General features: G+C 65.3%; 27 protein-coding genes and 1 tRNA gene. 19 read left to right on the forward strand and 9 right to left on the reverse strand.

The features are described 5' to 3' along the window. Nucleotides 1–18 precede the first annotated feature (18 nt). Entirely contained in the window at nt 19–282 is a 264-nt protein-coding gene (locus KI794_RS04680) for a hypothetical protein (protein ID WP_162921170.1), read from the reverse strand. A 123-nt stretch (nt 283–405) separates the two neighbouring features. On the opposite strand from KI794_RS04680, the gene KI794_RS04685 reads away from it, so the two are divergent. Continuing rightward, on the forward strand, nt 406–612 hold the full coding sequence (locus tag KI794_RS04685) for a hypothetical protein (RefSeq protein WP_119283408.1): 207 nt from the start codon (nt 406–408) through the stop codon (nt 610–612). Here the strand turns inward: KI794_RS04685 and ctaD are convergent. Continuing rightward, on the reverse strand, nt 609–2,285 hold the full coding sequence (ctaD, locus tag KI794_RS04690) for an aa3-type cytochrome oxidase subunit I (protein WP_255809315.1): 1,677 nt from the start codon (nt 2,283–2,285) through the stop codon (nt 609–611). The two genes, KI794_RS04685 and ctaD, sit on opposite strands and share 4 nt — an antisense overlap. A gap of 44 nt (nt 2,286–2,329) precedes the next feature. Next, nucleotides 2,330–3,250 carry a bifunctional hydroxymethylpyrimidine kinase/phosphomethylpyrimidine kinase gene (locus tag KI794_RS04695; protein WP_255809316.1) on the reverse strand — a complete coding sequence of 307 codons (921 nt, stop codon included), beginning with the start codon at nt 3,248–3,250 and terminating at the stop codon, nt 2,330–2,332. A gap of 66 nt (nt 3,251–3,316) precedes the next feature. On the opposite strand from KI794_RS04695, the gene KI794_RS04700 reads away from it, so the two are divergent. Then, nucleotides 3,317–4,435 carry a DegT/DnrJ/EryC1/StrS family aminotransferase gene (locus tag KI794_RS04700; protein ID WP_255809317.1) on the forward strand — a complete coding sequence of 373 codons (1,119 nt, stop codon included), beginning with the start codon at nt 3,317–3,319 and terminating at the stop codon, nt 4,433–4,435. Here the strand turns inward: KI794_RS04700 and alr are convergent. Together alr and KI794_RS04710 are read right to left on the reverse strand one after the other, a co-directional pair. Further along, on the reverse strand, nt 4,432–5,604 hold the full coding sequence (gene alr, locus KI794_RS04705; RefSeq protein WP_255809318.1) for an alanine racemase: 1,173 nt from the start codon (nt 5,602–5,604) through the stop codon (nt 4,432–4,434). The genes KI794_RS04700 and alr overlap by 4 nt on opposite strands. Nucleotides 5,605–5,607: 3 nt before the next feature. Further along, nucleotides 5,608–6,432 (reverse strand): YggS family pyridoxal phosphate-dependent enzyme, encoded by an 825-nt coding sequence (locus KI794_RS04710; RefSeq protein ID WP_255809319.1) that lies wholly within the window; start codon nt 6,430–6,432, stop codon nt 5,608–5,610. Between the two features lie 72 nt (nt 6,433–6,504). On the opposite strand from KI794_RS04710, the gene KI794_RS04715 reads away from it, so the two are divergent. The 4 genes from KI794_RS04715 (at nt 6,505) to KI794_RS04730 (ending at nt 10,897) form a co-directional block, all read left to right on the forward strand. After that, nucleotides 6,505–7,905, forward strand: a complete 1,401-nt coding sequence (locus KI794_RS04715) for an aminotransferase class I/II-fold pyridoxal phosphate-dependent enzyme (RefSeq protein ID WP_255809320.1) — start codon at nt 6,505–6,507, stop codon at nt 7,903–7,905. After that, nucleotides 7,902–9,245 carry a 4-aminobutyrate--2-oxoglutarate transaminase gene (gene gabT / locus KI794_RS04720; RefSeq protein ID WP_255809321.1) on the forward strand — a complete coding sequence of 448 codons (1,344 nt, stop codon included), beginning with the start codon at nt 7,902–7,904 and terminating at the stop codon, nt 9,243–9,245. Before KI794_RS04715 ends, gabT begins: the two co-directional genes overlap by 4 nt. 38 nt (nt 9,246–9,283) lie before the next feature. Then, nucleotides 9,284–9,354: transfer RNA gene (locus KI794_RS04725), tRNA-Cys, on the forward strand. Between the two features lie 139 nt (nt 9,355–9,493). Next, the gene (locus tag KI794_RS04730) at nt 9,494–10,897 is read left to right on the forward strand and encodes an L-lactate permease (RefSeq protein ID WP_255809322.1); all 1,404 of its coding nucleotides are present in this window, start codon (nt 9,494–9,496) and stop codon (nt 10,895–10,897) included. A gap of 74 nt (nt 10,898–10,971) precedes the next feature. Here the strand turns inward: KI794_RS04730 and KI794_RS04735 are convergent, their stop codons facing one another. After that, complete coding sequence (locus KI794_RS04735) at nt 10,972–11,514, reverse strand: carboxymuconolactone decarboxylase family protein (RefSeq protein ID WP_255809323.1); 543 nt, start codon at nt 11,512–11,514, stop codon at nt 10,972–10,974. A gap of 119 nt (nt 11,515–11,633) precedes the next feature. On the opposite strand from KI794_RS04735, the gene KI794_RS04740 reads away from it, so the two are divergent. Further along, complete coding sequence (locus tag KI794_RS04740) at nt 11,634–12,482, forward strand: AraC family transcriptional regulator (RefSeq protein WP_255809324.1); 849 nt, start codon at nt 11,634–11,636, stop codon at nt 12,480–12,482. Here KI794_RS04740 and KI794_RS04745 read toward each other — a convergent pair. After that, nucleotides 12,479–12,865, reverse strand: coding sequence for an MmcQ/YjbR family DNA-binding protein (locus KI794_RS04745; RefSeq protein ID WP_119281567.1), 387 nt, complete (start codon nt 12,863–12,865; stop codon nt 12,479–12,481). The two genes, KI794_RS04740 and KI794_RS04745, sit on opposite strands and share 4 nt — an antisense overlap. Before the next feature lie 417 nt (nt 12,866–13,282). Here KI794_RS04745 and KI794_RS04750 point away from each other — a divergent pair, with 417 nt between their 5' ends. Then, nucleotides 13,283–14,695 carry an aspartate dehydrogenase domain-containing protein gene (locus KI794_RS04750; RefSeq protein ID WP_255809325.1) on the forward strand — a complete coding sequence of 471 codons (1,413 nt, stop codon included), beginning with the start codon at nt 13,283–13,285 and terminating at the stop codon, nt 14,693–14,695. A 13-nt stretch (nt 14,696–14,708) separates the two neighbouring features. Here the strand turns inward: KI794_RS04750 and KI794_RS04755 are convergent, their stop codons facing one another. Then, nucleotides 14,709–15,476 (reverse strand): 2-oxo acid dehydrogenase subunit E2, encoded by a 768-nt coding sequence (locus tag KI794_RS04755; protein ID WP_119281565.1) that lies wholly within the window; start codon nt 15,474–15,476, stop codon nt 14,709–14,711. A gap of 105 nt (nt 15,477–15,581) precedes the next feature. Between KI794_RS04755 and KI794_RS04760 the strand changes: the two genes are divergently transcribed. The 10 genes from KI794_RS04760 (at nt 15,582) to KI794_RS04805 (ending at nt 25,051) form a co-directional block, all read left to right on the forward strand. Further along, complete coding sequence (locus tag KI794_RS04760; protein ID WP_255809326.1) at nt 15,582–16,568, forward strand: AEC family transporter; 987 nt, start codon at nt 15,582–15,584, stop codon at nt 16,566–16,568. Between the two features lie 293 nt (nt 16,569–16,861). Continuing rightward, complete coding sequence (locus KI794_RS04765) at nt 16,862–17,872, forward strand: DctP family TRAP transporter solute-binding subunit (RefSeq protein ID WP_255809327.1); 1,011 nt, start codon at nt 16,862–16,864, stop codon at nt 17,870–17,872. A 51-nt stretch (nt 17,873–17,923) separates the two neighbouring features. Next, nucleotides 17,924–18,526 carry a TRAP transporter small permease gene (locus tag KI794_RS04770; RefSeq protein WP_255809328.1) on the forward strand — a complete coding sequence of 201 codons (603 nt, stop codon included), beginning with the start codon at nt 17,924–17,926 and terminating at the stop codon, nt 18,524–18,526. Next, nucleotides 18,526–20,007, forward strand: a complete 1,482-nt coding sequence (locus tag KI794_RS04775; protein ID WP_119281562.1) for a TRAP transporter large permease — start codon at nt 18,526–18,528, stop codon at nt 20,005–20,007. Before KI794_RS04770 ends, KI794_RS04775 begins: the two co-directional genes overlap by 1 nt. Before the next feature lie 21 nt (nt 20,008–20,028). Further along, nucleotides 20,029–20,796 (forward strand): SDR family NAD(P)-dependent oxidoreductase, encoded by a 768-nt coding sequence (locus KI794_RS04780; RefSeq protein ID WP_255809329.1) that lies wholly within the window; start codon nt 20,029–20,031, stop codon nt 20,794–20,796. 129 nt (nt 20,797–20,925) lie between these two features. After that, entirely contained in the window at nt 20,926–21,882 is a 957-nt protein-coding gene (locus KI794_RS04785; protein WP_119281560.1) for a PCC domain-containing protein, read from the forward strand. Nucleotides 21,883–21,914: 32 nt separating this feature from the next. Further along, nucleotides 21,915–22,142, forward strand: coding sequence for a lipoyl domain-containing protein (locus KI794_RS04790; RefSeq protein ID WP_255809330.1), 228 nt, complete (start codon nt 21,915–21,917; stop codon nt 22,140–22,142). A gap of 7 nt (nt 22,143–22,149) precedes the next feature. Next, nucleotides 22,150–23,130: a thiamine pyrophosphate-dependent dehydrogenase E1 component subunit alpha gene (locus KI794_RS04795; RefSeq protein ID WP_119281558.1), complete on the forward strand. Its 981-nt coding sequence runs from the start codon at nt 22,150–22,152 to the stop codon at nt 23,128–23,130. Further along, on the forward strand, nt 23,127–24,116 hold the full coding sequence (locus KI794_RS04800) for an alpha-ketoacid dehydrogenase subunit beta (protein WP_255809331.1): 990 nt from the start codon (nt 23,127–23,129) through the stop codon (nt 24,114–24,116). The genes KI794_RS04795 and KI794_RS04800 overlap by 4 nt, the downstream gene beginning before the upstream one ends. A 107-nt stretch (nt 24,117–24,223) precedes the next feature. After that, entirely contained in the window at nt 24,224–25,051 is an 828-nt protein-coding gene (locus KI794_RS04805) for an SDR family NAD(P)-dependent oxidoreductase (protein WP_119281556.1), read from the forward strand. A gap of 1 nt (nt 25,052) precedes the next feature. On the opposite strand, the gene KI794_RS04810 is transcribed toward KI794_RS04805, so the two are convergent. Continuing rightward, nucleotides 25,053–25,790, reverse strand: coding sequence for a FadR/GntR family transcriptional regulator (locus KI794_RS04810; protein WP_255809332.1), 738 nt, complete (start codon nt 25,788–25,790; stop codon nt 25,053–25,055). 128 nt (nt 25,791–25,918) lie between these two features. Here KI794_RS04810 and yczE point away from each other — a divergent pair, with 128 nt between their 5' ends. Further along, complete coding sequence (gene yczE, locus KI794_RS04815; protein WP_255809334.1) at nt 25,919–26,698, forward strand: membrane protein YczE; 780 nt, start codon at nt 25,919–25,921, stop codon at nt 26,696–26,698.

Below are 26,698 nucleotides of genomic sequence, written 5' to 3' on the forward strand. Positions count from 1 at the left end.
GGCGCGAGCACGTCGACACTATCTCCGCCCATTCGCTGGGCCAGCGGTCGCCTGGGACACCCGCGCGACTTGATTTGTATCCCAGAGGACCGAGCTGTTCGCGGCCTCGAGTGTGTCGTGCTGTGACACCACCCGCCGTTTTGACGGTTCTGGGTGCCACGTCATGACGAAGAAGAGCGGCACGTTCTCGCGGTTCGCGAGGCCCTGGATCATCGCAACCGGTCGGTCTTTCGGGTAACGCATGACGGCCCAGAGGTTAGTGTCGACTTGCACGTATGGCATGCGCTCGCGCTCCGTGTCTTTTTCGTGTTCGTTCCGGTACACGCCCCTACCCCCATTCGAAAGTGTGTTCGATGAGTGTAGGTCAAAGCTCTGACATTTACGTCGAGTATGCTCGGTGGCGATATGAAGATCCGGGCGAACACGACCATCGGCGGCGCATCGCGCTTCGACGCGACGGCTGCCGAGGAGACGCTCCGTGAACTTGAGGAGCAGTACGCGCGCGGCGAGATTGAGCGCCATGCCTATTTCGAGAAGAAGAGCTCGCTCGTGCGTCTCTTTCTGAAGTCGACGACGTCACCTCGCCGCAAGCCGCGCGGCGACTTTGACTAGTCGACAGCCTGCGTGTTCGGCGCGCTGTCGGTCTCGGACAGGGCCTCTGCCTGCATCGTGCGTGGAGCCCAGGCGGGCGATGGTGCGACTTCGGGGTGGTTGGCGTCGAACGCCGGTGACTCGGACCTGATGCGCGGGATTGAGGTGAAGTTGTGCCGCGGCGGCGGGCACGACGTGGCCCACTCGAGCGATCGGCCGAACCCCCAGGGGTCGTATTGGGTGACGCGTTCGCCTCGCCGCGCAGTGAGGTAGACGTTGACGAAGAACGGGATCATCGAGGCGCCGAGAACCATCGATCCGATTGTCGAAACCTGGTTTCCCCAGGTAACCCCGTCCTCGGGCAGGTAGCTGTAGTATCGGCGAGGCATCGCCATGACGCCGAGCCAGTGCTGCACAAGGAACGTCATGTGGAACCCAACGAACAGCACCCAGAAATGGATCTTGCCGAGCCGTTCGTTGAGCATCTTGCCTGTCCATTTGGGCCACCAGAAGTAGAACCCTGCGAACATCGCGAAGACGACAGTGCCAAACACGACGTAGTGGAAGTGCGCCACGACGAAGTAGGTGTCCGAGAGGTGGAAGTCGAGTGCGGGCGACGCGAGGATGACGCCTGTGAGGCCGCCGAACACGAAGGTCACGAGGAAGCCGAGTGACCAGAGCATCGGGGTCTCGAAGGTGATCGAGCCGCGCCACATGGTGCCGATCCAGTTGAAGATCTTGACCCCTGTCGGAACCGCGATCAGCATGCTCATGAGCGAGAAGAACGGGAGCAATACCGAGCCACTCACGTACATGTGGTGCGCCCACACGGTGAGGGACAGCGCGGCGATGGCGATCGTCGCGTAGATCAGCGTCTTGTACCCGAAGATCGGCTTGCGGCTGAAAACCGGGAAGATCTCGGAGACGATGCCGAAGAACGGCAGCGCGATGATGTACACCTCGGGGTGTCCGAAAAACCAGAAAAGATGCTGCCACAGGATTGCGCCACCCTCGCCCGAGAAGATTTGGCCGCCGAAGATCCGGTCCATCGCAAGCGCGAAGAGCGCAGCAGCGAGCACCGGAAACGCGACGAGCACGAGCAACGAGGTTACGAGCACGTTCCAGGAGAACACCGACATGCGCCACATGGTCATGCCGGGTGCGCGCATCGTAATGATCGTCGTGATGAAGTTGACCGACCCGAGGATCGTTCCGAAGCCAGAGATGCCGAGGCCGAGTACCCACAGGTTGCCGCCGACGCCTGGCGAGAACGTCTCCGACGACAGGGGTGCGTACGCAAACCACCCGAATGAGGCGGCGCCCTGTGGGGTGAGGAAGCCGCCGACGGCGATGAGCGAGCCGAACGTGTAGAGCCAGAACGAGAACGCGTTGAGCCTAGGGAACGCCACGTCAGGTGCGCCGATCTGCAGCGGCATCATGACGTTTGCGAATCCGGTGAACAGTGGGGTTGCGAACATCAGCAGCATGATTGTGCCGTGCATGGTGAAGAGCTGGTTGTACTGCTCCTTGGTTGCGACCACTTCGAGGCCCGGCGCGAAGAGTTGCGCGCGAATGATGAGGGCGAGGACGCCGCCGACGAGGAACCACGCGACCGAACTGATGAGATACATGTAGCCGATCACCTTGTGGTCGGTCGACGTCACCCATGAGGCGATCGAGCTGCGTGTGGACATTGTGAAGTGCTCCTCTCGAGTGTGCGATGCTGCAAGTTGTCGTGTCAGTCGCGGGACGCCCGCGTGTCTTGTGCGAGGGCGCGCCGCACCTCACCCGAGGCGAACTCGACAGCCTCGTCGATGTCGTAACGTTCGAGGAGTGCGGTGGTGAGGGCGGCGGCGAAAGTGTCGCCGAGTCCTTTCGCGGTAACCTCTCGTTCCTCCTGGCGGTGCACGCTGCTCCACGTCGGAGTCACGAGTACGTCGCAGATATCTGCGGGGCCGCCGATGCGGGGCTGTCGGCTTGGTAGCCTGACGCCGGTGACGACGACCCACTCGGTCTGTGGTCCCATGATCGAGCGGGCGGCTTCTTCGACAGCGCCCCGCGAGCTGAGCTCGGCGAGCGGGGAGGCGCTCAGGTGAGCGAGCTCGAACCTGTTGGGAACGATTCCGGTGGCAAGCGGGAGGAGCTCGGAGCGGATCTCGTCGACAAGGCCGGGGTCGGTGTAGAAACCGAGTTCGGCATCGCCGAGCGTGGGGTCGACGAGCAGCGCGGGCCGGGTGCTCTCGGCCTGGCTTGCGAACCAATCTGCGACCGCAGTCGGCTGGCCGAGCGTGGCGAAGTATCCTGTCGAGAGCCACTGCAGGTCCGTGAGCGCGTCCGCGGCCGCCAGGTCGCGGAGGGTGTCGGCGAGCCACGCTGCGGGCACCTGGACGTCGTGCACCGCGGCGTAGTGCGGCATCACGCTGAGCAGGATCGTCGGAAGTGTGATCGCGTGCGCCCCGCGGCTCCCAAATACTCGCGCGGCGGCGTTCAGGCCGACCGATCCGTGCGCGAGTTGGGACCCGATTGCGAGGATGTGCGCGGGGCGGCGTGTGAGCTCGAGCTGCCGGGCGTCGGCGAGTTGCACCGCCCGGCGTCGCTCGCCGATCCGCTCAAATTCCCGCGGTGAGCGACGATTTTTCACACTCACAACATTTGTCATAGGACAAACGCTATCATGGTGATGACAATGATTCGACATGCGTCCTCGGCGCGGAAGGCACACCCCATGACCCAGTCACCCACGCTCATCCCTGCGGCACTTCCGCGCATCGGCAGTGAGGAGCGACTCGCTGTTGACGCGGTGTTGCGCTCGGGAAACCTCGCGCAGGGCCCGGAAGTCGCCGCCTTCGAAGCGGAGTTTTCGAGCCACTTCGTACTCGGTCGGCCGACGGTTGCGGTGAACTCGGGGACGAGCGGCCAGCACCTCGGCCTGCTCGCGAGCGGGGTAGGGCCAGGCGACGAGGTGATCGTGCCGTCGTTCACGTTCGCGGCGGTCGCCAACTCGGTCGTGCTTGCGGGCGCGACGCCTGTGTTTGCCGACATCGAGCCAGAGCACTTCACGCTCGACCCCGCCCGCGTTCGCGAGGCGATCACCGAGCGCACGAAGGGCATCATGCCTGTGCACCTCTACGGCCACCCCTTTCAGGTCGATGCCATCGAACAGGTCGCACGAGAGCATGGCCTCGCCATTTATGAGGATGCTGCGCAGGCGCACGGTGCGAGCTGGCTCGACAGGCCCGTCGGCACGATCGGCGAGTTTGCGATGTTCAGTCTGTACCCCACGAAGAACATGACCGCCGTCGAGGGCGGCATGGTCGTGTGCCGTGCTGACGAAACCGCTCGCCGGGTGAAGCTACTGCGTAATCAGGGCATGGAGACGCAGTACGCGAACGAGGTCGTCGGGTTCAACGCGCGAATGAGCGACGTGCACGCGGCGGTCGGGCGCGCGCAACTACGTAAGGTCGACGCGTGGACGAGGATCCGGCAGCGCAACGCCAAGTTCTTTGATAACGAACTCGCGCTGGTACCCGGTGTGACCCCACCGCGCGTTGCCCCTGAGGCCACCCACGTCTACCACCAGTACACGATTCGGGTTGCGGCTGCCGAACGCGACCGGATCCGCGCCGCGCTGCTGCACGAGCATGGCGTCGCTACCGGGGTGTACTACCCGATTCCGAACCACCGGCTCCCGTCGCTCGCATCCTATGCGCCGGCGGCCGATCTGCCGGAGTCCGACCGCGCCGCAGCCGAGGTGCTGTCGCTGCCAGTCCACCCGTCGCTCAGCGAGCGTGACCTTCACCGCATCGTCGCGGGCGTGGTCGCTGTCGCCGCCGCGGGTTCCTAGAACTCCCCCTCGCGGCCCGAGGGGGAGAGGTGGGCCGGGGCGTCTCGTGGGGGGTCGCCCTGGCCCACCGACTTTCGCCGTACGCGGGTCCCCAGGCGGGCGATGATCTCGTAACTGATGGTCCCCAGGCGCTCGGACCACTCCTCAACGGCGGGTTCCCCGCGAGCGGGGTCTCCGAAGAGCACGGCTCGGTCGCCAACGCGCACGCGCGAGGCGAGGGACGTCACGTCGATGATGCACTCGTCCATCGCGATTTGGCCGACGAGTGGCGCGCGAAGGCCCCCAATCGTGACGGTGAGACCCGTGCCCGCGAGCGCGCGCGGCATGCCGTCCGCAAACCCGATGGGGAGGACCGCGTACAGCCGCTCTCCGCTGGCCGCGTTCAGGATCGGCTCCTCGGGATACGACCTGACGCTCCCGCGATGCAGCGAGACGATCTCCGCACTGAGCGTGAGTGCGGGGCGCAGGCGGATCGGCTGGCCGTGGACGCCGGGTTCCGGAACGAGGCCGAGGGCCGCGATCCCAACCCTGACCGCATCGTACGCGAGGTGGGGGGAGGAAAGCGCCGCCGCCGACGCCGCAAGGTGCCTGAGTCGAGGGTTCGCGCCCGTCACGCGGAGGAGTCGTGCGCCAGCGTCGAACCGCGACGCCTGGGCGCGATCGGCAGCATCGCCGGCGTTGGCAAGGTGGCTGAAGAGGCCAGCCACTCGCACAGTGTCGGCACGCTCCGCGGATGCCGCGGCGGCGAACAGCTCGGGCCATGTCTCCGGGGCAGCGCCGTTGCGGCTCAGTCCGGTGTCGAGTTTGAGGTGAACGGAAGCGGTCGCGCCGAGATCTGCGGCGGCGGCCGCGAGATCGCGCACCTGGCCGGCGCGGCTCACTCCGAGCGTGACGTCGTGGCGCACGGCCGCGCGGTAGTCCAGCCGTTCGGAGTGGAGCCAGCAGAGAATCGGGGCCGAGAACCCGTTTGCTCGCAGGGCGAGCGCCTCGTCGAGGCTCGCAACAGCGACCATGATTGCTCCGCCCTCGATCACGGCTGGCGCGACGATGGTTGCGCCGTGCCCGTACGCATCGGCCTTGACGACGACGATGACCTCGGCCCCCGTGTGGCGCCTGATAGCGCCGATGTTGTGGCGGAGCGCCGGCACCGACACCTCGGCGAGTCGCATGCGCTACGGCCTGGGGTCTGCCTGGGCGCCAGTTGGTTCCTGCGGGAACGCCTCGGGCCAGTAGTGGCTGTCAGGAAGCTGCCTGGCGCCAAATATCGCCTGGCCGACCCGTACGCATGTCGCGCCTTCCTCGATCGCGACTTCGTAGTCGCCACTCATGCCCATCGACAGTCCGCCGTCACCGACGAGCGCCGGATCGAGCTCGCGCATGCGGTCTCGAAGGGTGCGCAGGAGCGCGAAGCAGGTTCGAACGCGCGGAATGTCGCTCGTGAAGAGAGCGAGGGTCATGAGGCCGCGCACCCTGAGTGAGTTGTACTGGGGGAGCTCGCGGAGAAACGCCTCAAGGTCTTCTGGCGGGAGCCCGTACTTCTGGGGCTCGGCCGAAGTGTTGACCTGCACGTAGACGTCCAGGCCGCGGCCAGCTGCCTGGAGGCGTCTGTCGAGCGCCGCGGCGGCACGCAGTGAGTCGAGCGCCTGGAATTCAGATGCAAAGGCGGCGACGTCGCGCGCCTTGTTCGTCTGGAGGTGCCCGATCACCGACCACTCGACGCCGAGGTCGGCGAGGTTCTCTGACTTACGCTTCGCTTCTTGGACCTTGTTCTCTCCGAGCTGGGTGCATCCGGCCGCGACTGCGAGGCGCACGCGGTCCTCGGGCACGGTTTTGCTGACGGGGAGCAGCTGAACGTCTGCTGCGGAGCGACCGACGCCAGCTGCAGCACGCGCGATGTTCTCGCGGACGTCGGCGATGTTTCGCGTGAACTCGGCGACGGAGGTGGCTGTCGGAAAGTCGTGAATGGGGAGGTCATCTGCCCCGAGTTGCTTTGTCATAGGACAAAGCGTAACATGGGCTGTGTTGAAACCGAGCTGACGAGTTCGGTACACCGTGAGAAGGGAGCAGGCGTGGCGAACCGCGGCGCAGGGCACACAGGCCCCACGGAGATTTCAGGCAGCACCGTCGACGACATCGTCGCGAGCATTCGCGCGCTCATCGACGCCGGATCCCTCGCCCCAGGCGACTCGTTGCCGCCGATGCGCAGTCTCGCCGATACGCTCCGAGTGAACCGCAACACGGCGTCAGCCGCATATAAAGCGCTCGTGCAGGCTGGGCTCGCAGAGACGCGCGGCCGTGCTGGCACCTTCATCGTCGACCCCTATGAGGCCTACGAGGAGGAGGGATTCGCGCGCGACACCGTGCTCCGCGACGTTGGCGACGGCAACCCTGATCCAGCGTTCCTTCCCCGCCCGGAGCTCGTGCGGCTCCCCGCTGCCGCGCCGCGCCTGTACGGCGAGCCGACGATTGATCCTGATCTCGCAGAGTGGGCGACCACGTGGATCGCCGCAGATCAACCGCGCCCATTCCGGCTGACTGTCGCCGCCGGAGCTGTCGACGCGATCGAGCGGTTACTCGCCCAGACGCTCACGCCTGGCGACGCGCTCGCAGTTGAGGATCCCTGCTTCCTGACAAGCATCAGCACGATTCGGCAGAACGGCTACCGCCCGGTGCCAGTCGCGATGGATGCCGACGGGATGCTCCCCGAGAGTTTGGCTGCGGCCCTCGAATCTGGGGTCCGCGCAGTGATTTGCACCCCGCGCGCCCACAACCCGACTGGCGCGAGTCTCACCGCAGACCGCGCGGCCGCGCTGCGCGAGGTGCTCGCAGACTACCCGCAGGTGCTCGTTATCGAAGACGATCATTTCTCGCTACTCGCCCGGACCCAGTACGCGAGCATCATCGGTGACGGCCAGTCGCGGTGGGCGCTCGTCCGCTCCATGTCGAAGGCGCTCGGCCCAGACATGCGCATCGCGCTCGTCGCGAGCGATACCGAGACCGCTGAACGCCTTGCAGCTCGTATCAGCGGCGGCATCACCTGGGTCAGCCATCTCATCCAGCGGCTCACCGTGGCACTGCTCACCGACCCCGAGACGCAGGCCCTCATTCGCCGCGCGAGCGATCACTACGCCACGCGGAACGCGGCGTTTGTTGATCGGCTCCGCGTCGTCGGGTTGACGTCGGAGAGCCGTGACGGCCTCAACGTCTGGGTCGATGTGCGCGGCGATTCGTCCGCCGTGCTCGTTCAGCTTATGCGTCGCGGCTGGATAGCCCGCGACGGCATGACCTTCGGGCTCGAGCGTGACGGCGAGCACTTCCTCAGGCTCACCGTGCACGACCTCGACGGTGAGGAGATGACGAGGCTCGCCGAAGACCTCGCAGCGGCTGCCGCAGCAGTGCCGCAGGCCGCCACACACGCCCCCGCAACCGCCTCATTCTTCACACGACCCGAAGGGAAGTTACAGCCATGACTCACACAGTCGAAGCTCCCGCCACACTTCAGCGCCCGGAGCTCGTCACCGAGATTCCCGGCCCGAAGAGCCTCGAGATCCACGATCGCCGACAGGCGGCAGTGCCACGGGGCGTGGGCTGCGCCCTCCCCGTGTACATCGAGTACGCCGACGGCCCCTGGCTCACCGACGTCGACGGCAATCGCCTGCTCGACCTCGGGTCAGGAATCGGCGTCACGACGCTCGGCCACACGCAGCCGGCCGTCGTCGCAGCCGCCAAGGAACAGCTTGACCGCGTGAGCCACACGCTCTTCACCGTCACACCGTATGAGAACTACGTGCGTCTCGCCGAGCGTCTCGGGACGCACACCCCGGGCAGCCACGCCAAGAAGACGTTCTTCGTGAACTCGGGCGCAGAAGCAGTCGAGAACGCAGTGAAGATCGCGCGGGCCCACACAGGCCGCCGCGTCGTCGCAGCCCTCGACCACGCGTTCCACGGTCGCACAAACCTCACCATGGCAATGAACCATCGCGCGGCTCCCTACGGCACCGGCTTCGGCCCGTTCGCGCCAGACATTCAGCGCGTGCCGAACTCGTATCCGTTCCGAGACGGGCTCTCGGGGGCAGCGGCCGCCGCGCGCACGATCGAGTACCTCGAGCAGCGCATCGGGGTGCAGGATCTCGCCGCGGTCATCGCCGAACCCATCCAGGGCGAGGGCGGATTCATCGTGCCCGCCGAGGGGTACCTCCCCGCGCTGGCGGAGTGGGCGAGCGCGAACGGCGTCGTGTTCATCGCTGACGAGATCCAGGCAGGCCTCGGACGAACTGGTACCTGGTTCGCGAGCGAGCTCTTTGGGCTCGTTCCCGACCTCGTGCTCACCGCGAAGGGCATCGCTGACGGGCTGCCGCTCGCCGGCGTCACCGGCCGCGCCGAGATCATGGACGCCGCACACGTCGGCGGTCTCGGCGGCACCTTCGGCGGCAACCCGGTCTCGATCGCGGCCGCCCACGCGGTGCTCGACATGCTCGAAACGGGGGAGCCGTTCGCGGAAGCCGCTCGGATCGAGCGCGCGCTCGTCGAGAGCCTGCGCGACCTCGCCTCCCGCTTCTCGGAGATCGGTGACATCCGCGGACACGGCGCGATGATCGCGTTCGAACTCGTTGAGCCTGGCACCACGACCCCGTTGGCGGGGCTCGCGGGTGAGATCGCTGCCTATGCCGCGAGCCAGGGCGTACTGCTGCTCACGGCGGGCAGCTACAGCAACGTGATCCGCTTCCTCCCATCGCTCGCCGTGACGAGCGAGCAGATTGAGTATGCTGTGGAGGTGATCGGCGACGCCCTCGCCCGCCAGCGCGCGTAGGTGTTACCCGGGGCGCATCCGAACGGATGCGCCCACCCGGTGGGGTGACCGAATGGCTAGGTTGCGGCTCGCAAGGCCGTGCATGCAGGTTCGACTCCTGCCCCCACCTCTCTGTCCAACCGACAGGCGACCTCCCGGCCGCGAACCCAGATGAGGAGCCCGAACAGCATGCGCCTCAAGACGCTCCACTGCGTGTGGGATGCGGCGCGCCCGTCGGGAATCCTTCCTGTGCCGTGTGGTGCTGAGTAGTGCGCGCGCTCGCCGCAGTCGCGCCGCTATCGGCCGTGATCCTCATGCTGCTTCTCGGCAGATCCTCGCGTGCCGCCGCGCTCGCCGGGATCGCCGTGCTTGTGCCACTCGTCGCCTTCGTGTTCCCGATCTCAGTCTCCACTGCGCTGCGGTCCGCAGCTGAATGGGCGCCCGTCGTGACCGAGGTCGTCCTCGTGCTCGCCGGCGGGATCCTCTTCGCCGAGGCGGGGCGCTTCACGGGTAACCAGCAACGCATCACCGGCTGGGTGACGAGCTCGCTCGGCACCGGCATCGTTCCGGTCCTTGCGATCGTGCACGGCTTCACGCCGCTCACCGAGTCGCTCACGGGGTACGGCGTTGGCGCCGCGCTCGCGGTCCCGCTGCTGCTCGGAATCGGGCTGCCGGGAAAGCAGGCGGCGATCGTCGGGCTGCTCGGACTCTGCGCAGTGCCGTGGGGATCGATGGGGCCTGGCACGCTCATCGCCTCGCACCTGTCAGGGGTCGACTTCGATGCGCTCGGAGTCACGACGGCGCTCTTCAACATCGTCGTGTTCGTTGCCGTCGGGGTGACGGCGGCGCTGCTCGTATCGGAGCGAGGACGTCGGGTGCCAGCGATCACCGCCGCAATCGGCTCCGCGCTCGCGCTCTCGGCAGCCGTGCTCGGGGCGAACGTGCTTGTTGGCACCGCGCCGGCCGGAGCGATCGGCGGGCTGACGGTGCTCGCGCTGCACATTGGACTCCGTGCCGCCCGCAGCAACCGCATCGGCATGTCGCGCGACGTGGCCCGCGCATGTGTGCCCTACGCGATTGTGCTCTGTGGGATGCTCGTTTCAACACTGGTGTTCGCGCTCCTGCCCGCCGGGGGCGGAGCCGCACAAGCGATCCTGACCTCGCCCGCGCTCTGGCTGTCGGTCTCGACCGGCGCCCTGCTGGCGGTGCACCGCAGCGCGGCGCGTGGTGCTGTTCGCTCTGCCGCAGCGACATGGCTGCGGGTGGCTCCCGCGACCGTGCTCTTTGTCGTGCTCGGCGCACTCATGGGAGTGAGCGGCATGACCGAGGAACTCGCAGGCATTCTCGCGCGTCTGGGGGCAGGCTACCCGTTCTTTCTGCCGCTGTTTGCTTCGCTCATCGGGTTCGTTACGGGGTCGAACTCGGGCGCGAACGCGCTCGGCGCGGGCGCGCAAACCGACGTCGCTCGGGCGCTTGGACTGGACGTTCCGCTCGCAATCGGCGCGCACAACGCGGCCGCAGCGACAGCGATGATGGCGTCGCCAGCGCGCGTCGAACTTGCCGTGAGTCTCGCGCGGGTACCCGAGCAGCGTGGGGCCGTGCAGCGGCTGCTCCTGCTGCAGCTCGGAGTGATCTCGCTCGCTATTGGATGCCTCAGCTTCGTCCTGCTGTGAGTGCGGGGTGTACACGCGGTGCGGGCTTGGCGCCTCAGAGCGAGGAAGCGCCAAGCCCGCTCAGTCAATGCCGGTTAGCCTCGCTGGAACGGAACCTCGGGGAAGTCGACAGGAACGTCGAGCGCGATGTTGATGTAGTTCGTGAACAGGTTGAGACCGACCTGGGCGATCGTCTCGACGATCTGGCTGTCGCTCCAACCGAGGTCGCGAAGGCCGGTGATCTCCTGCGGCTGAACCTTGCCGCGCTTCTCCACCAGGCTCTGCGCGAACTTCAGCAGCGCCTCAACCTTCGGATCGGCGGCCCGAGCGAGTTGTGCGGTTGCGAGCTCGTCGGCGCTGAGGCCGGCCTGCGCGCCAAGCGCCGTGTGCGCGGCGAGGCAGTATGCACAGGCATTCGTGTCGGCGACGGCTACAGCGATCTGTTCGGTGAGAGCTGCACCGAGCGCGCCAGTCGAGAAGGCCCCGAACGACCCCCACATTGACTGCAGCGCAGCTGGGGAGTTCGCTACGGCCCCGAACATATTTGGAACCGTGCCGAAGGCCTTCTCGATCTTCGCGAGGTTCGCCTGGGCGGCGGGTGCGGCCTCTGCTGCGGTGAGGACTGGGACATGTGCCATGAGATTCTCCTTGTGTGAGTTGCGGCGGTGCGTGCCGGCTGACACCAGTGTGACGTCAATCTTGGGACGTTTCGCTTCAGATTTGCCCAATAGCTTGCCAGATCGTCCATACTTGGCGTATGGAACCAACCGACCGCCTCGACGCGCTGCTTCGCCGGTTCGGCGTGCAGGCGCAGCAGTTCTTCGACGGCAACCTCTGTGACAGACGACGGTTCGAGCCGCTGCCCGGGCGCGGATTCCTCCACATTCTCCGTGCCGGATCAATGGCCGTCGACGACGGCGCCGGGACCGGACGGTGGCTCTCAGAACCGACGCTGCTGTTCTACCCTCGGGCACACGACCACACGTTCACCCCGGGTGCCGGCCGGGGCGTCGACCTCGCGTGCGCCACGCTCGCGTTCGAGGGCGGTGCTTCGCACCCGCTCGTCGCGGCGCTCCCCGACGTCGTGAGCGTTCCGATCCGAGAGGTCGCGGGGCTCGAGGCGACGCTTGACCTGCTCGCATCTGAGATTGATGCAGGCGCCTGCGGACACCGCCACATCGTAGATCGGCTGTTTGAGATCGTGCTACTCAAGCTCCTGCGGCATGTGCTCGACAGGCCCGGCGAGCACGGCATCAACACAGGAATGATCGGCGGGCTCGCCGACCCACAGATCGCCCGCGCGCTCGGTGCAATCCATGCCGAGCCAGGGGAGGCATGGACGCTCGAGACACTCGCCCGGGAGGCGGCTATGTCTCGGAGTGCATTTGCCGCACGGTTTCGCGAACTCGTCGGGGCCACCCCGCACGGGTACCTCACCGAATGGCGAATCACGGTTGGCAAACAACTCCTCGCGAGACAACTCCCGGTCTCCGAGGTCGCCGCGACACTCGGCTACACAGGGAGCTCCTTTGCCCGGGTGTTCGCTCAGCGCGAGGGGTGCTCACCGCGTGACTGGGCTACAGCGAGTACGACGCCCGAAGGTTAGTTGGGTTGCTGCCCAAACGTCGCCGGGTCCACCGGGCGCTGAGCCCGCGGCAACGTTTCAACGACAAGGAGGTATGACTCGGTCACAAGGTCGCGAACAAGCTCTTCCTCGAGCGCGCCGCCAGCGCGAAGCGTGATCCAGTGCCGCTTGTTCATGTGGTACCCCGGGATGACGTCGTCGAATGCCTCGCGCAGCGTTGACGCGTCGGCGGGCGTCGCCTTGACAGTGACAAACGGCTCGCCGGTGGTGTCGGACAGCAGCAGAAACATCTTGCCGCGCACCTTGTACACCGTCGAGTCGGGCCCGAACGGTTGCTCGGGGGCTGAGCCGGGAAGCTCGTCTGCGCGCGCGGCGGCCCACTCCTGCAGTGTTGTTTGGCTCATGTGGGCTCCGATCATGGGGCGGGCGTGTGCAAGATGAGCCTAGTGGAGGCCCCGGACGCCGGGCCCGGAGCGTCTCGGAGCCTATGCCATGGTGACGCCGTGGGTAGTGCGCCCCAGCCTCAGCCAGTGGCCTTGAGATCTGCGATAGCAATGCCGCCCGCCGCTGGAATCCACATTCCTTCTCCAGATCGCATGAGTTGCGGCTGACAGCGGCGCGGGCAGCAGGGGGCCGGCTGACTTGGGCGAGGGCGGCAGTGGCTTGGCCGACAGGCAAAGGTGCGGGTTGCGGCGGTTCGGCAGACTCGGGCGCGGGCGACAGTGGTGCTGGCGGCTCGGGGCACGGGTTGCTGGGGGTGGATGACAGGCGGTGAGCCGGCACTGGGCGGAAGACCCGGGGCGGCAGACTACAGTTAAAGCATGGCATCGGTAGTGCGTGGTCGGCCCCCTGCATCCTCACGGGAGACGCTAGCGGACGCTGCGAGTGAGCTGTTCCTTGAACAGGGGTACGACACGACGACCGTTGCCGACATTACGACGCGGGCAGGCGTCAGCCGATCCTCCTTCTTCAACTATTTCGATGGCAAGGCGGCGACGTTTTGGTACGCGCTCGACGAGCACATTGCCAAGTTCGTCGAGGCGTCTGCGGCGCCAGGGCGCGGTGAAAGCCCGGATCAAGCCGCCGAGTCCTTGGCCAGCCAGATTGGGGCGTCCCCGCCGCACACGCTCGCTTTGGCAATCGCGAACGCCGACGCAATGGGGGTGCGCGAGGAACTCGGAACCGGGAGGGCGCTGCGCCAGGCATCGCTCGCAGCCGCGCTCGCCGCAGGCAGCGGAAGCGCACCCGCAAGAGCAATCCCTGCACAGATCGTCGCGGCTGCTCGGGCTACGGCTGTCTTCGCTGGAATCTGGCAGTGGGCCGAGCGAGGCGCAGGCACGACTGACCTCGAAGCCGAGATCCTGACTGCATTGCGATCCGTCGACCTCGGCCGCCCTCCCGCTAAGAACGTGCTGCGTGTGGCTGTTGTGGGAAGTGGTGCGATCGGTGCGCGGGTCATCGAGGAGCTCGCGACAGGCAACGTCCCAGGCGCCGCGCTTGCGGGCGTCGTGACACGGCGGGCTGATGCGCTCACGCAGGCCGTCGGGCAGCTCGCAGCGGGCGTCACTGACTTCGGTGAGGATCTCGACGCGGCGATCCGCGCGAGCGACATCGTTGTCGAGTGCGCCGGGATCGCCGCAGCACAGTCGATCGGCTCGCGGGTGATCGCTTCTGGGCGCGACCTGCTCATCGTCTCGATCGGCGCGCTCGCAGACCCCGCAAGCCGCGAGGCTCTCACTGGCGGGCCCGGGACACTCCGGCTCGCGACGGGGGCGATCGGTGGTCTCGACCTGCTCGCGGCTGCGGCGCGGCCCGGCGGGATCACTGACGGCATCACGAGCGCAAGCCTCACCTCGACGAAGGACGCTGCCTCGCTCGCGCAGCCGTGGATGAGCGCCCAGCAGGTGCGAGAACTTGAGAGCGCCACTGAGCCGTTCGTCCTGTTCGAGGGGACCGTTGCGGAAGCCGTCGCGCGCTATCCGGGGTCCTTGAACGTCGCGTGTGCGCTCGCCCACGCGACCGGGCTCTGGCGTGAGACGCGCGTGCGGCTCATCGCTGATCCTCGTGCCGAGCGCACTACGCACGAGATCGCCGCGGCCGGAGCTGCGGGGGAGTACAGGTTCGTGATGACGAACGCGGTCTCCGAAATGAACCCGACTTCGAGCGCGGTCGTCGCCGAGACAGTGCTGCGCGGGATCGCCGCGATCGCTGGTCCCGGCGCAACGTTCGTGTAGCGCGCTGGCCCCGTTACACGTCGAACTCGCCTGCTTCGAGCCGGGCTTTGACCTGCCCAAGGAACCGTGCAGCGTCTGCGCCGTCAACGAGCCGATGATCGTAGCTCAAGGAGAGGTACATCATGTCGCGGGCCTCGATACTTTCGGACCCGTCGGCACGCTGGATCACGGCCGGGCGGCGCGTGAGCGCTCCGGTTCCGAGGATAGCGACCTGCGGCTGGTTGATGATTGGCGTGTCGAAGAGCGTGCCGACCGAGCCGTAGTTCGTGACGGTGAACGTACCGCCGGCGAGATCACCGGCGGTCAGCTTGCCCGCTTGCGCGCGTGAGGCGACGCCCGCGATGGCCGTCGCGAGCGACCGGACCGACAGCGTGGCGGTATCTCGAATGACGGGCACGAGCAGGCCACGGGGCGTATCGACGGCGATGCCAATGTGTTCGCCGTCAGGATGGCTGATGACCCCGGCGTCGAGGTCGATCGTTGCGTTCAGCTTGGGATGATCCCTGAGTGCCTCGACCGCAGCATGCACAATGAACGGGAGATAGCTGAGCCCGACACCCTCCTGCTCGCGAAAGCGCTGTTTCACTTCGCGTCGGATGTCTGAGATCGCACTGCAGTCAACCTCGACCGTCGCAGTGAGCTGCGCGGACGTATCGAGCGAGTCGAGCATTCGTTTCGCGATTGTCGCGCGAATCCGCGAGACTCGTTCGGTAGTGCCGTGGTGCGGTAGCGACGGTGTGTGGGTGGGTGTCGTCGGCGAATGGGCTGTGTGGGTATTCACTGTGCATCCTCATTGATTACGTCTGGTAGAACCAGGGGTATCCTGACATGACTGAGCGCGAAGGTCAAAGCCTCGCCACTAACTACTTCGAGACGGAGATGTGAAATGCTGAGCGTGCTGTCAACGATCGCGCCGATGTTTGTGCTCCTCGGCCTCGGCATGATTGCTGGCTTCGCGCCACGGTTTCGCAGTGCGCAGGCTGGGCTCAACGCCTTTGTGTTCACCTTCGCGCTGCCTGCGTTTCTGTTCGTGGCTGTGACAAACGCGCCGATCCGAGACGGCGTCCCGCTCGCGTTCGTTGGAATCTCGCTCGGGGCTACCGCGCTTGTCTACGCTCTCGTGCACCTTGGGGCCTTTCTCGTTCGCGGGCGTGGGAGCGCGGGGCGGGCTGGCCTCGCTCCCGGCCCGCTTGCTGTCGCTTCGACGTACGGCAACGTCGGGTACCTTGGCGTGCCCATCGTGCTCAGTGTCGCTGGCCCTGGCGCAGCGCTTGGTGCAGCCCTGGGGCAGCTCCTGCACAACCTGCTGTTCATGGTCGGCTACCCGCTACTGAAGTCCATTCGTGGGGGCACGGCGCGCGGTGGTCGCGAGGGTGAGCGGGGCGTCTGGCGGTTGCTCTGGAGGCTCGCAAAAGGCTCGTTGTTGCTGAACCCGGTGGTGCTGGCGGTGGTTGCGGGCGCGGCGGTCAATCTGCTTGACATTGTGGTGCCCACCGTGTTGGCTGCCAGTTTCGAGATGCTTGGGGGCGCCGCTGTGCCCGCTGCGATGTTCGCTGTCGGGCTCACGATCAAGCCCGCTCTTGCGGGGATGCGCTCGGGTGCCGTGTCGGTCGCCGGCGTCGCTGTCGCGTCGGTGGTGAAGCTTGTGGCGCTGCCGCTGCTGACGATCCTTGCTGTGGCGCTCTTCGGGGGCGGCCTGGCGCCCCAATGGGTCGCGTCCGCTGTGATTATGGCTGCGATGCCAGTGTCGTCGACCGCGAGTGTCATCGTCTTTGAGTATGACGGTGACGTGCGTCTCGTCGGTGCGGCAACGCTTGTCACGAGTGTTGCCGCGCTCGTCACGATCCCGCTCGTTCTGTCGGTGGCGGGCTAACTCACGGCCTCGCCACGCCCGGGATGCCGCGGCCCGCCGAGCTTGTGGGCGGGCTCCGATTTCGTTGCTGCGACAGGGGAGTGGGCGGGCGGCCTGGACTTCGCCGCTGTGGCTGTGGCGAGACAATGGCGCCCAACGGTTGCCTGGTTCTACCAGAGCGTGCATAATAATCCGAGCGGCCCGTCTGACACTCAGCTGGACCCGCTCCGAGGGCGGTACCTCGCTCTCACCCTGTCTGACCTGGACGGACACAACAATCCAACCGGTACCGATATCTCAAGGAGGAGATTCACGTGAAGAAGACAAGTTTGATCGCTGCCCTAGCGGTCTCAGCCCTCGCGCTCACTGGCTGTTCGAGTGGTGGCGCACCGTCTGGCGGCGCCGGCGGAGAGAGCTATAGCTGGGACATGACAATCACGGTTTCTGAGGCGTCGGCATGGTGGGCCGGGGCAGAGAAGTTCGCCGAGCTCCTCGACGAGAAGTCGGATGGGCGGATGACGCTCAACCTCTTTGCGAATGAGCAGCTCTCTGGCGGAGATCCTGCGGCCGGCGTCGAGATGCTTGCGAACGGCGACAAGGCATTCTCATACAACTCGCCGATCATCTACTCGGGTATCGACCCACGATTCTCGGCGATTACCGCGCCCTTCCTGTACGCCGACTACGCTGAAGCCGACGCGGCAATGGCAGACGGCGGCATTGAGATCTACGAGCAGCTCACCGACGAGATGGGCATCAAGATGCTCGGCTTCGGCGAGTCGGGCTTCCGCCAGATTACGAACAGCAAGCACGAGATCACCGAACCGGGCGACCTCAACGGGCTCAAACTGCGCGTCGCGGGCTCCGAACTCTTTTTGAACATCTACAAGCAGCTCGGTGCAGACCCTGTCACGATGAACTTCGCCGAGGTCTTCACGTCGCTTCAGAACGGCACGATCGACGGCCAGGAGAACCCGTTCGACGTGATCTACTCGAACGGCCTCATGGAGGTACAGAAGTACCTCTCGGTCTGGAACTATGTCTACGATCCGCTGATTCTCGGTATGAACAAGGACCTCTTCGAGAGCCTGAGCGACGAAGACAAGAAGATCGTGGAAGAAGCGTCGGCTGAGGCCAACGAGTTCCAGGTCAAGCTCAGCCGCGACCGCGAGGCAGAGCAGCTCGCGGAGATGAAGGACGCCATGACGGTGACCGAACTCACTCCAGAACAGCTCGCGGTGTTCCGCGAGGCCATGCAGCCGGTCTACGACGCCTACGCCGACAAGTGGACGGCTGAGGTCGCCGAGGCAGTGCAGCCGAAGTAGTTCGCTCTGTGGGGCGGCACCTGCGCCGCCCCACAGCGAACCGGATCACTCATGTTTGATCTCATTTTGCGCAGGCTCGAAAACACAATCATCGCGATCACTTTTCTGTTCATCACGTTGCTGGCGTTCGCCAACGTGATCGCGCGCTATGTTTTGCACGCCTCATTTTCGTTCACCAGCGAGCTCCTGATTAATCTCGCTGTGCTGCTGACAATGGTTGGCGCCTCTGCCGCGACGCGGCTCGGTACCCATCCCAGCTTCAGCCTGCTCCGCGACTCGAGTCGCGGAGCACTCCGCAAAGTGGTCGTCGTCGTCATTTGCGCCGGCATGCTCACCTTCTTCCTCATTCTGCTCTGGCTCGGTTTTGAAACAGCGATGAAACAGCTCGAGTCTGGCCGCCTGACCCCTGCGCTGCAGTTCCCGCAGTGGATCTTCTCAATGGGGCTTCCCCTCGGAGCGCTCCTTGGGGCGATCCGCTCGATCCAGGTCTGCGTGATCGAGCTGCGAGGTGGAGAAGCGTTCAAGGGCGAAGAAGCTGAAGCGCTCGAAGTCGCAGCCGCTGTCGAAGCCGAGACTGAGCTGCTTGCGCGCGCACACCAGGAAGGCGGTACGCCCGCCACCCCAACATCCGGACCGAAGGAGGGCGGACGATAATGATTGAACTCGTACTATTCGGTACGTTCCTTGTCTGCCTGTTCATTGGCGTCCCGGTCGCTATGTCGATGGGGCTGTCGGCGTTCGCCACGATCCTGTTTACCGGCGGCGTGAAGGCACTCGCCCCAGCATCAAGCATCTTGTACGCGGGGCTGTCTTCAGAGACGTTGCTTGCGATTCCATTCTTCATCCTTGCCGGTGTGATCATGGAACTCACGGGCATTTCGAGGAGGCTCGTAGAATTCGCGGATGCGTGCTTCGGGCATATGAAGAACGGGATCGCGCTCACCGCGATCCTGACTGCCCTACTGTTCTCCTCGATCTCAGGCTCTGGCCCAGCGACTGTCGCCGCAATCGGCGGGATCCTGATCCCAGCGCTCGCGAAGCACGGCTACAGTAAGCGGCACGCAGCCTCGCTCGTCGCAACCTCGGGCGAACTCGGCATCATCCTTCCGCCGAGCATCGCCTACATCGTGTTCGCCGTGGTCGCTGCAGACTACGCAGGTCCCGGTGTCGACCGCGTGACGATCGGCCGCTTGTTCATGGCGGGCGTGGTTCCCGGCCTCATCCTCGTGGTCGTGCTCTACTTCATCGCCCGGTTCCTGCCGCGCGACATGGAGATTGCGAAGTCGAACGCCGCCGCTCACCTGAGCGAGGCAATGGGGAAGAATACTCGCCAGCGCACTGCAACAGTCACCGCGACGGGCGCCGTCGCGAGCACTGCCGACAACACTGGTCTGTTGACAATTGACGACGTCACGCCTGAGAACGCAAGCTCGGGTGCAGGCATCGGCATGCGAGTTCGGCGGGCCCCAGCCGGGGTCGTCTTCAGAGCGTTCCTGCGAGCTGTGCCCGGCCTGCTGGTTCCAGTCATCATTCTTGGCGGCATCTACGGCGGCATCTTCACCCCAACTGAGTCGGCCGCGGTCGCCTCCGTCTATGCGCTCGTCGTCGGCCTGTTCGTCACTCGCGACCTGAAGATTGCCGAGGTCTTCAAGATCTTCACCTCGGCTGGGATCATGTCGGGGCGCATCATGCTCATCATCGCCTCGGCGACGCTGTTTGCATACGTGATTACGCGCAACCAGATCGCGAAGCACGTCGCTGACTGGATGCTGAGCCTCACCGACAGCATGGTGCTGCTCGTGTTGATCATTAACCTGGCGCTGCTGATCGCGGGAATGTTCCTCGACGCGATCTCGGCCTTCTACCTCTTCATTCCGCTGTTCGTTCCGGTGCTCCTCGAGCTCGGCATGAATCTCACCACGATCGGCGTGATGATGACAATGAACCTCGCCATCGGCCTCATCACGCCGCCGGTCGGAATCGACCTCTTCGTCGCTGCGAGCATCGCGAAGATCCCGTTCGGCGAAGCGGTGAAGGGCGTGGTGCCATTTGTGGTCTCGGGCATCATCGTGCTGCTCTTCGTGACCTTCATCCCAGCCCTGAGCAACTGGCTGCCCGACCTGCTCGGGCTCTAGCCCTTCGAAGGAGTTCGCAAGATGTCAAATGAATTTGCTGGCAAGGTCAGCGTCGTGACCGGTGCGGCCGGTGGAATTGGCGCGGCGATCGCGATCGAGCTCGCGGAGCGCGGGTCCGACGTGCTCGTTGTCGATGTGATCGACGGAGCGGGCACGGTGGCTGCGATCGCCGAACGTACTGGTGGCTCGGTGCGGGCCCGGAGCGAGATCGTCGATATTCGGGATCGGCAGGCAGTGAAGCACTGCATAGACTGCCTGGTTTCAGATTGGGGCTCGCTCGACGTTCTCGTGAACAACGCGGGCACGGCGGGAAGGCTGAGCCTCGAGAAGATGAGCGACGACGTGTGGGCTCGCGATCTCGAGACGAACCTGACAGGCACGTTCCTGATGACCCAGAGCGCTGTCTACCCGCACATGCGGGATGCCGGGCAGGGGGCCATCGTGAACGTGAGCTCTATCTCAGGGATCATCGGTGGAGCGAACTCCGGCGGTGATGGGGCTGCTCGCACGGGCCCGGCCTATGCGGCCTCGAAGGGCGGCGTCATCGCCTTCACCCGGTGGGTTGCGAAAGAGGTCGGCCCGCTTGGCGTCACCTGCAACACTGTCGCCCCCGGGCCCGTTGCTACCCCGATGACCGCCGGCGTTCCCTACCCCGTCGATGCGCAGCCGATCAAGCGCATCGGACAGCCCGCTGACATCGCCCAGGCGGTCGCGTTTCTCGCCTCGCCCGGTGCGAGCTACATCACTGGCGAAACCCTCAAAGTCTGCGGCGGAACCGCCATCGGTTAATACCTCGCCGCACGCCTAGCGCGCTGTCGGTTCGCCCCTATCCGGGTGCGAACCGACAGCACCCCTCACCGCGGGTGCAGCGCTCTTTCTCGACTCTTCCCAACGGTCACAAGCTGGAAGGAGGACCCGATGCTGCCATTAGTGCATCCTGGTCCCAAGACCCAACCCCGAATTCTCACCCGAAACGTGCGCACACTGCGCGCACTCTGCGAGCTCCGTGGCGGCCGCCCCGTCATCGATCAGCTCCACGACACGCTCACCGCCCTTGGCGCCGACAGTGGGTTCGCCGAGATCCACGGCGGAAGCTACGCCCCGCTCAGCTACTGCGTACCCGACGTTGCGACCTCCGAGAAGGCGCTGAGCTTCTCCGCGACGCGGCACCACGACAGCGCCAACCTGCTCTACGGCTCCGTCACGCTTGGGATCCGCGACGAGGCCCCGTACATGCACAGCCACTGCTTGTGGCAAGCCCCAGCTGGAGGCCTCGAAGGCGGACACGTCTGGCTCGAGACTGAGGCCGGCGAGGCTGCTCCTGTTGCTGTCGTCACCGCAGTGTTCGATGCGCAATGGCGGAGCACGACCGACCCTGAGACCAAGATGCCGGTGTTCACACCGCACGCGCACACTACCGAACGAGAACGGGGACACGTGATGATTCACGACAGCAACGCAACCCAGCAGCCGGGCCCGACGACTGACGTCGAGCCGGGCGGCGAGGCCGACACGGTCATTGCCCGCGTATTGCCAGGCATCGACATCACCGACGCGCTGATCCGCATCTGCGCGGACGCGGGTTTTGACCGCGCCTCGGTGCGGGCGGGCCTCGGCAGCTTCGTCGGCGCGACCTTTGTTGACCGTGCGACAGGCGGGCACACAGTGATCGACGGCCCGGCAACGGAGGTGATCGCCCTTATCGGGGACGTTCGCCGCGTGGCAGGGGAACTGCAGACGCGCCTGAGCTGCACGCTCGTCGACCGCCACGGAGTCATCCGAGCCGGCGAGCTCGTGCCAGGGGAGAACCTCGTCGCGGCGACGTTCGAGCTCACGGTGCAGCGCCTGGACGCCCCAACAATTACCGTCTCATAGACCATCCACCACCACTCAGAAGGAGAACACCCATGGACGTCAACCTCACCAAGGACCTGCTCGGCGACGAAGAAGAAGCCGACCTTGTCGAATGGCTCGTCGAAGACGGCGCAACAGTTGCCGAGGGACAAAACATTGCCTCGATTGAGACCTCGAAGCTTGTGAATGAGCTTGTTGCACCAGCGGCAGGGGTCATCTCGCATAAGAAAGAGGCCGGCGACATGGTCTCACTCGACGAGACCATCGCAACGATCGAGTAGGGCCATCATGACGACATTTCACGCAGCAGAGCAGGGGCTCGCTGGGCTCGAGCTCATGGCAAAAATCCGTGAGTTCGAACGAAGGATGCCGCTGCTCTCGGACGAGGGCCTCATCAGAGGATCAACGCATCCGTCGCTCGGAATGGAAGCGGTTGCGGTCGGTGTCTCGCTGGCGCTTCGCGACGACGACGCCATCGCGAGTAACCACCGTGGGCACGCACACACGCTTGCCAAGGGCGCGGACTTCGGCCGCACGATGGCCGAGATCCTCGGTCGAGCCGACGGCTACTGCCACGGCAAGGGCGGCTCGATGCACATCGGTGTTAAGGAACTCGGCGTGCTCGGCACGAACGGCATCGTTGGCGCGGGGATCGGGATCGCAACCGGTGCCGCCCTCGCTTCAAAAATGAAGGGTGACGACACTGTCGCGGTGTCGTACTTCGGTGACGGCGCATCGAACCAGGGAGTGCTCGCGGAGGCGTTTAACCTCGCAGCGATCTGGAAGCTGCCTGTCATCTTCGTGCTCGAGAACAACCACTACGCGCAGTCGGCCGCGATCGAGGACATGGTCGCCCAGATCGACCTGTCGCGCCGTGGCGAGGCGTACGGTGTGCCGTCGTTCTCCGGCGACGGCATGGATCTCGCCGAGGTCTACGAACTGGCCTCCGCGGCTGTCGCGCGGGCACGCGCCGGCGAGGGGCCGACGTTTCTTGTGCTCGACACCTATCGCTACCTCGGGCACATGGCCGGGGACACAGAGATCTATCGCAGCGCCGACGAGGTCGAAGCGGCGAAGAAGAACGACCCGATCGAGAAGCTCCTCGGCCAGCTCATCGAACAGGGCGCCATCACCACCGAGGGCTGGGAGGCCATGACCGCCCGGGTATTTGCAGAGGTCGAAGCGGCGGAGCAGTTCGCGCGGAAGTCGCCCTTCCCGGACCCCGCGGAGGCCTTCACTGATGTGTACGCGAAGGAGACGCAGGGATGAATACACAGACAAAGGACCTCGTCACCTGGCGAGCGCTCAACGCCGCGATGCACGACATCCTCGAGTCGACGCCTGAGGCGTTTGTGCTCGGAGAGGACATCACGACGTGGGGAACTGGGGGCGGAACCTATGGGGTGACGCGCGGACTCAGGAAGAAGTTTGGCAGCGGCCGTGTGATGGACACTCCGATCAGCGAGGAAGTGCTGCTGTCGGCCGTCTCGGCTGCAGCCGCACGGGGCACGCGGCCGATTCTCGAGATCATGTATTCGGACTTCTCGTTTCTCGGCTTCGACGGCATCATCAACCAGGCGGCGAAAGCCCGCTACATGTTTGGCGGACAGTTCGACACACCGCTCGTTATCCGAAGCAACGGCGGATCGGGTATTGGCAAGGCTGCGCAGCACTCGCAGTCGCTCGAGACACTTTTCGCACACATCCCTGGCCTCGAGGTCGTTGTTCCAGGGACTCCGGGCGATGCGTACGGGCTGCTCCGAACCGCCGCGGCGAGCGACAATCCGACGATCTTCCTGGAGCACAAGAACCAGTACTACGACCGCGGACCGGTCGACTTCACGCCGATCCCGTTTGGGCAGGCTCGAATCGCGAGGGAGGGAACGCACGCGACGATCGTTGCGACCCAGCAGATCCTCGCCTACTCGATGGCTGCGGCCGAGGAACTCGCAGCCGAAGGCATTGAAGTCGAGATCCTCGACCCCCGGACGCTCTACCCGTTCGACATGGACGCGGTCTACGCCTCGGTGGGGAAAACCCGACACCTTGTCGTAGGTCACGAGGCCGTGCGCGACTACGGCTGGGGTGCTGAGTTTGTCGCGCAGACAGTCGAGGCCGCGTGGGACAAGCTTGACGCCGCGCCCGTCAGGGTCGGGGGAGCGCGAGTGCCGATCCCGTATTCGCAGCCCCTCGAAGAAGTCGTCATTCCCTCCAAGGACGACATCGTCGCGGCGGTCAAGCGCACGCTTGCCTGACGCTGTGCTGGGTGGGAGCGGTGTCTCGCCGCTCCCACCCAGCACGCTCCCCAACTCGATCATCACCACTACCACCGCCCCACCGAAGACCCGCTGAAAGGCACCCAATGAACCGTCTATCGAAAAAATCCTGCATCGTCTTTGGCGGGGGCTCTGTCGGAGGCGAAATAAACAACGGCCTGGCCGCCGCGATCACCTACGCCCGAGAGGGTGCGAGCGTGACGATCGTCGACCTGAGCGCTGAAGCGGTCGAGGGCGGCACACGACGGGTCCGCGAAGAGTGCGCGACGCTCGGCCTTTCTCCGTCAGTGCTGGGGATCGTCGGCGACGTTACTGACGAGTCCTCGATTGAAAACGCGGTTGCCGAGACGATCGCCGAGTTTGGTGCAATTGACGTGCTGCACAACAACGTCGGTGTGGCGCGGATGGGGGGTCCGATCGAGCAATCGGTCGAGGACTGGAAGTTCTCCATCGACGTGAACCTCACGAGCATCTTCCTGACATGCAAACACGTGCTCCCGCACATGCTCGCACAGGGCGGCGGCAGCATCATCAACATCGGTTCCGTTGGGGGAATGCGTTACATCGGCTACAACTATCCGAGCTACTCGGCGACGAAGGGGGCCGTCGCACAGTTCACACAGAACCTTGCACTCGAGTATGCCTCGCGCGGTATTCGAGCGAACACGATTGCCCCCGGGTACATCAACACACCCATGATCTACCGTCAGATTAGCTCGGCGTACGACAGCGTTGAAGCAATGGTGGCCGCACGGGATGCGTTGTCACCCACGGGCAAGATGGGCGACTCGTTCGACGTCGCGAATGCCGCACTCTTCCTCGCATCTGACGAGGCCCGCTACGTCAACGGCGTATGTCTGCCTGTCGATGGCGGGCTGGTGCAGAGCTCGGCGCCCCCTGCGGTGCAGCAGTGAACTAGGGCTTGCTGGCGTCACGCTCGCGCTCGGTGAGCACGTCGAGCCATGCGAAGTGGTCGTCGACAGTTGCCGAGGCGCGGGCGACGTCGCCGGCGCGAACCGCGGTAAATATGTCGTCGTGGACCTTCCGCATGGTCTCGAAGTCTTGCTCGAGCGTGAGGTGCTGCAACGTGCCTTGGAGGACGGGCTGGAGCATCTCAGAAAAGAAGATGAGCCCGGGCGAACCGGAGGCCGCAAACATGGCGCGGTGAAAGGCGCCGTCGGCTTCGAGGAGCTCTTTGCCGTCCTGGGTGCCATGCATGCGCGAGAGGCTGTCTTCGAGCGCCGCGAGCGCCGCGTCGTCAGCGTTGACGCACGCCTCGATGGCGGCCTGACGCTCGAGCGCGTGTCGAACCGAGATGAGGGACTCGACTGTCATCTGCTGGAACATCAGCCCGAGGATGAGCACGTCGCCGGTCTGCTCTGGCTGCACCCCTGTATAGAAGGTACCTTGCCGTTCTTTCCTGCTGAGCACCCCCATGGACTCGAGCTTGCTCATACGATCGCGGAGCGTGTTCCGGCTGAGGTTCAGCGTCTGGGTGAGTTCACGCTCGCTTGCGAGTCGCTCCCCGGGGGCCATGCCAAGCAACAGCTCAACGAGTGCGTTGAGTGGGGGATCATTCAACAACGCAAGGGAAAAGTGATGGTTCTTCAGCGACTCCGCCGCCACGAGCGGCGCTCGGCTCTGATCATCCACGGTGGGTCCTTCCCTCGTCATGCTTTCACAGGTATATCACGCTCTCGCAGTGGGAAGTTCACGAAGCCCCCTCCGCGTGGCGAAACGCAACCCGCCGTCACTCGCTTCGCGGCCACTACACTAGCTGAGTGAGTACACCGCGCGCCCTGAAGACGCTTGATCGATTGCCTCGCCGGGTGCTCCAACTCGCTGCGGGGCTCGCACTGTTTGGCATTGGCGTATCGCTCATTCTGAAGTCGAACCTTGGTGCGGCGTCGTGGGACGTGCTGACTCAAGGGCTGAGCCACCACCTGCCGTTGAGCTTTGGCACGATCACGATCATCATGAGTGGCATCGTGCTGCTGTGCTGGATTCCGCTCCGTCAGCGCGTCGGGTTCGGTACGGTCGCCAACGCGATTCTCATCGGCGTCTTCGCTGACGTCGGCCTCGCCCTGTTTCCGACACCAGACGGGTTCTGGGTTCGAATCGCGGTGATGCTGCTCGGCGTACTGCTTGTGGGTATCGCGAGCGGAATTTACATCGGCGCCGGCTTCGGGTCTGGGCCTCGCGATGGGTTAATGATCGGCCTGCACGAGGTGACTGGGCTGCCGATCTGGGTCGTGCGTACCGCGCTTGAGGTGTTCGTCGTCGTGGTCGGCTGGCTGCTTGGAGGGACCGTCGGCATCGGGACGCTCGCGTTTGCCGTGCTCATCGGCCCGCTGTGCCAGGTCTTCCTGCCGTTGTTCGCGATCCGTGACGCGGAACGGCAGCCGACAGAGGTTGACCCTGCGCTCGAGGCCCCGGTTGTCGTTGCCGAGCCCGAGTTCGCCCCGATCGAGACGGGGAGCATTCCGGTGCAGCCAGCAGCGCGCCAGGGAGAGCCTGCCGTGGAACTGCAGCCCGATCCGGAGTGCGGCGCGGGCGCCTAG

The sequence above is a fragment of the Leucobacter aridicollis genome (genome assembly GCF_024399335.1).
Lineage (GTDB): Bacteria > Actinomycetota > Actinomycetes > Actinomycetales > Microbacteriaceae > Leucobacter > Leucobacter aridicollis_A.

Bases quoted from the DNA above. Each gene is read 5' to 3' on its own strand.
- KI794_RS04680 (WP_162921170.1), bottom strand. From the start codon at position 282: ATGCCATACGTGCAAGTCGACACTAACCTCTGGGCCGTCATGCGTTAC.
- KI794_RS04685 (WP_119283408.1), top strand. From the start codon at position 406: ATGAAGATCCGGGCGAACACGACCATCGGCGGCGCATCGCGCTTCGAC.
- ctaD (WP_255809315.1), bottom strand. From the start codon at position 2,285: ATGTCCACACGCAGCTCGATCGCCTCATGGGTGACGTCGACCGACCAC.
- KI794_RS04695 (WP_255809316.1), bottom strand. From the start codon at position 3,250: ATGACAAATGTTGTGAGTGTGAAAAATCGTCGCTCACCGCGGGAATTT.
- KI794_RS04700 (WP_255809317.1), top strand. From the start codon at position 3,317: ATGACCCAGTCACCCACGCTCATCCCTGCGGCACTTCCGCGCATCGGC.
- alr (WP_255809318.1), bottom strand. From the start codon at position 5,604: ATGCGACTCGCCGAGGTGTCGGTGCCGGCGCTCCGCCACAACATCGGC.
- KI794_RS04710 (WP_255809319.1), bottom strand. From the start codon at position 6,432: ATGACAAAGCAACTCGGGGCAGATGACCTCCCCATTCACGACTTTCCG.
- gabT (WP_255809321.1), top strand. From the start codon at position 7,902: ATGACTCACACAGTCGAAGCTCCCGCCACACTTCAGCGCCCGGAGCTC.
- KI794_RS04735 (WP_255809323.1), bottom strand. From the start codon at position 11,514: ATGGCACATGTCCCAGTCCTCACCGCAGCAGAGGCCGCACCCGCCGCC.
- KI794_RS04740 (WP_255809324.1), top strand. From the start codon at position 11,634: ATGGAACCAACCGACCGCCTCGACGCGCTGCTTCGCCGGTTCGGCGTG.
- KI794_RS04745 (WP_119281567.1), bottom strand. From the start codon at position 12,865: ATGAGCCAAACAACACTGCAGGAGTGGGCCGCCGCGCGCGCAGACGAG.
- KI794_RS04750 (WP_255809325.1), top strand. From the start codon at position 13,283: ATGGCATCGGTAGTGCGTGGTCGGCCCCCTGCATCCTCACGGGAGACG.
- KI794_RS04760 (WP_255809326.1), top strand. From the start codon at position 15,582: ATGCTGAGCGTGCTGTCAACGATCGCGCCGATGTTTGTGCTCCTCGGC.
- KI794_RS04770 (WP_255809328.1), top strand. From the start codon at position 17,924: ATGTTTGATCTCATTTTGCGCAGGCTCGAAAACACAATCATCGCGATC.
- KI794_RS04775 (WP_119281562.1), top strand. From the start codon at position 18,526: ATGATTGAACTCGTACTATTCGGTACGTTCCTTGTCTGCCTGTTCATT.
- KI794_RS04780 (WP_255809329.1), top strand. From the start codon at position 20,029: ATGTCAAATGAATTTGCTGGCAAGGTCAGCGTCGTGACCGGTGCGGCC.
- KI794_RS04785 (WP_119281560.1), top strand. From the start codon at position 20,926: ATGCTGCCATTAGTGCATCCTGGTCCCAAGACCCAACCCCGAATTCTC.
- KI794_RS04790 (WP_255809330.1), top strand. From the start codon at position 21,915: ATGGACGTCAACCTCACCAAGGACCTGCTCGGCGACGAAGAAGAAGCC.
- KI794_RS04795 (WP_119281558.1), top strand. From the start codon at position 22,150: ATGACGACATTTCACGCAGCAGAGCAGGGGCTCGCTGGGCTCGAGCTC.
- KI794_RS04800 (WP_255809331.1), top strand. From the start codon at position 23,127: ATGAATACACAGACAAAGGACCTCGTCACCTGGCGAGCGCTCAACGCC.
- KI794_RS04805 (WP_119281556.1), top strand. From the start codon at position 24,224: ATGAACCGTCTATCGAAAAAATCCTGCATCGTCTTTGGCGGGGGCTCT.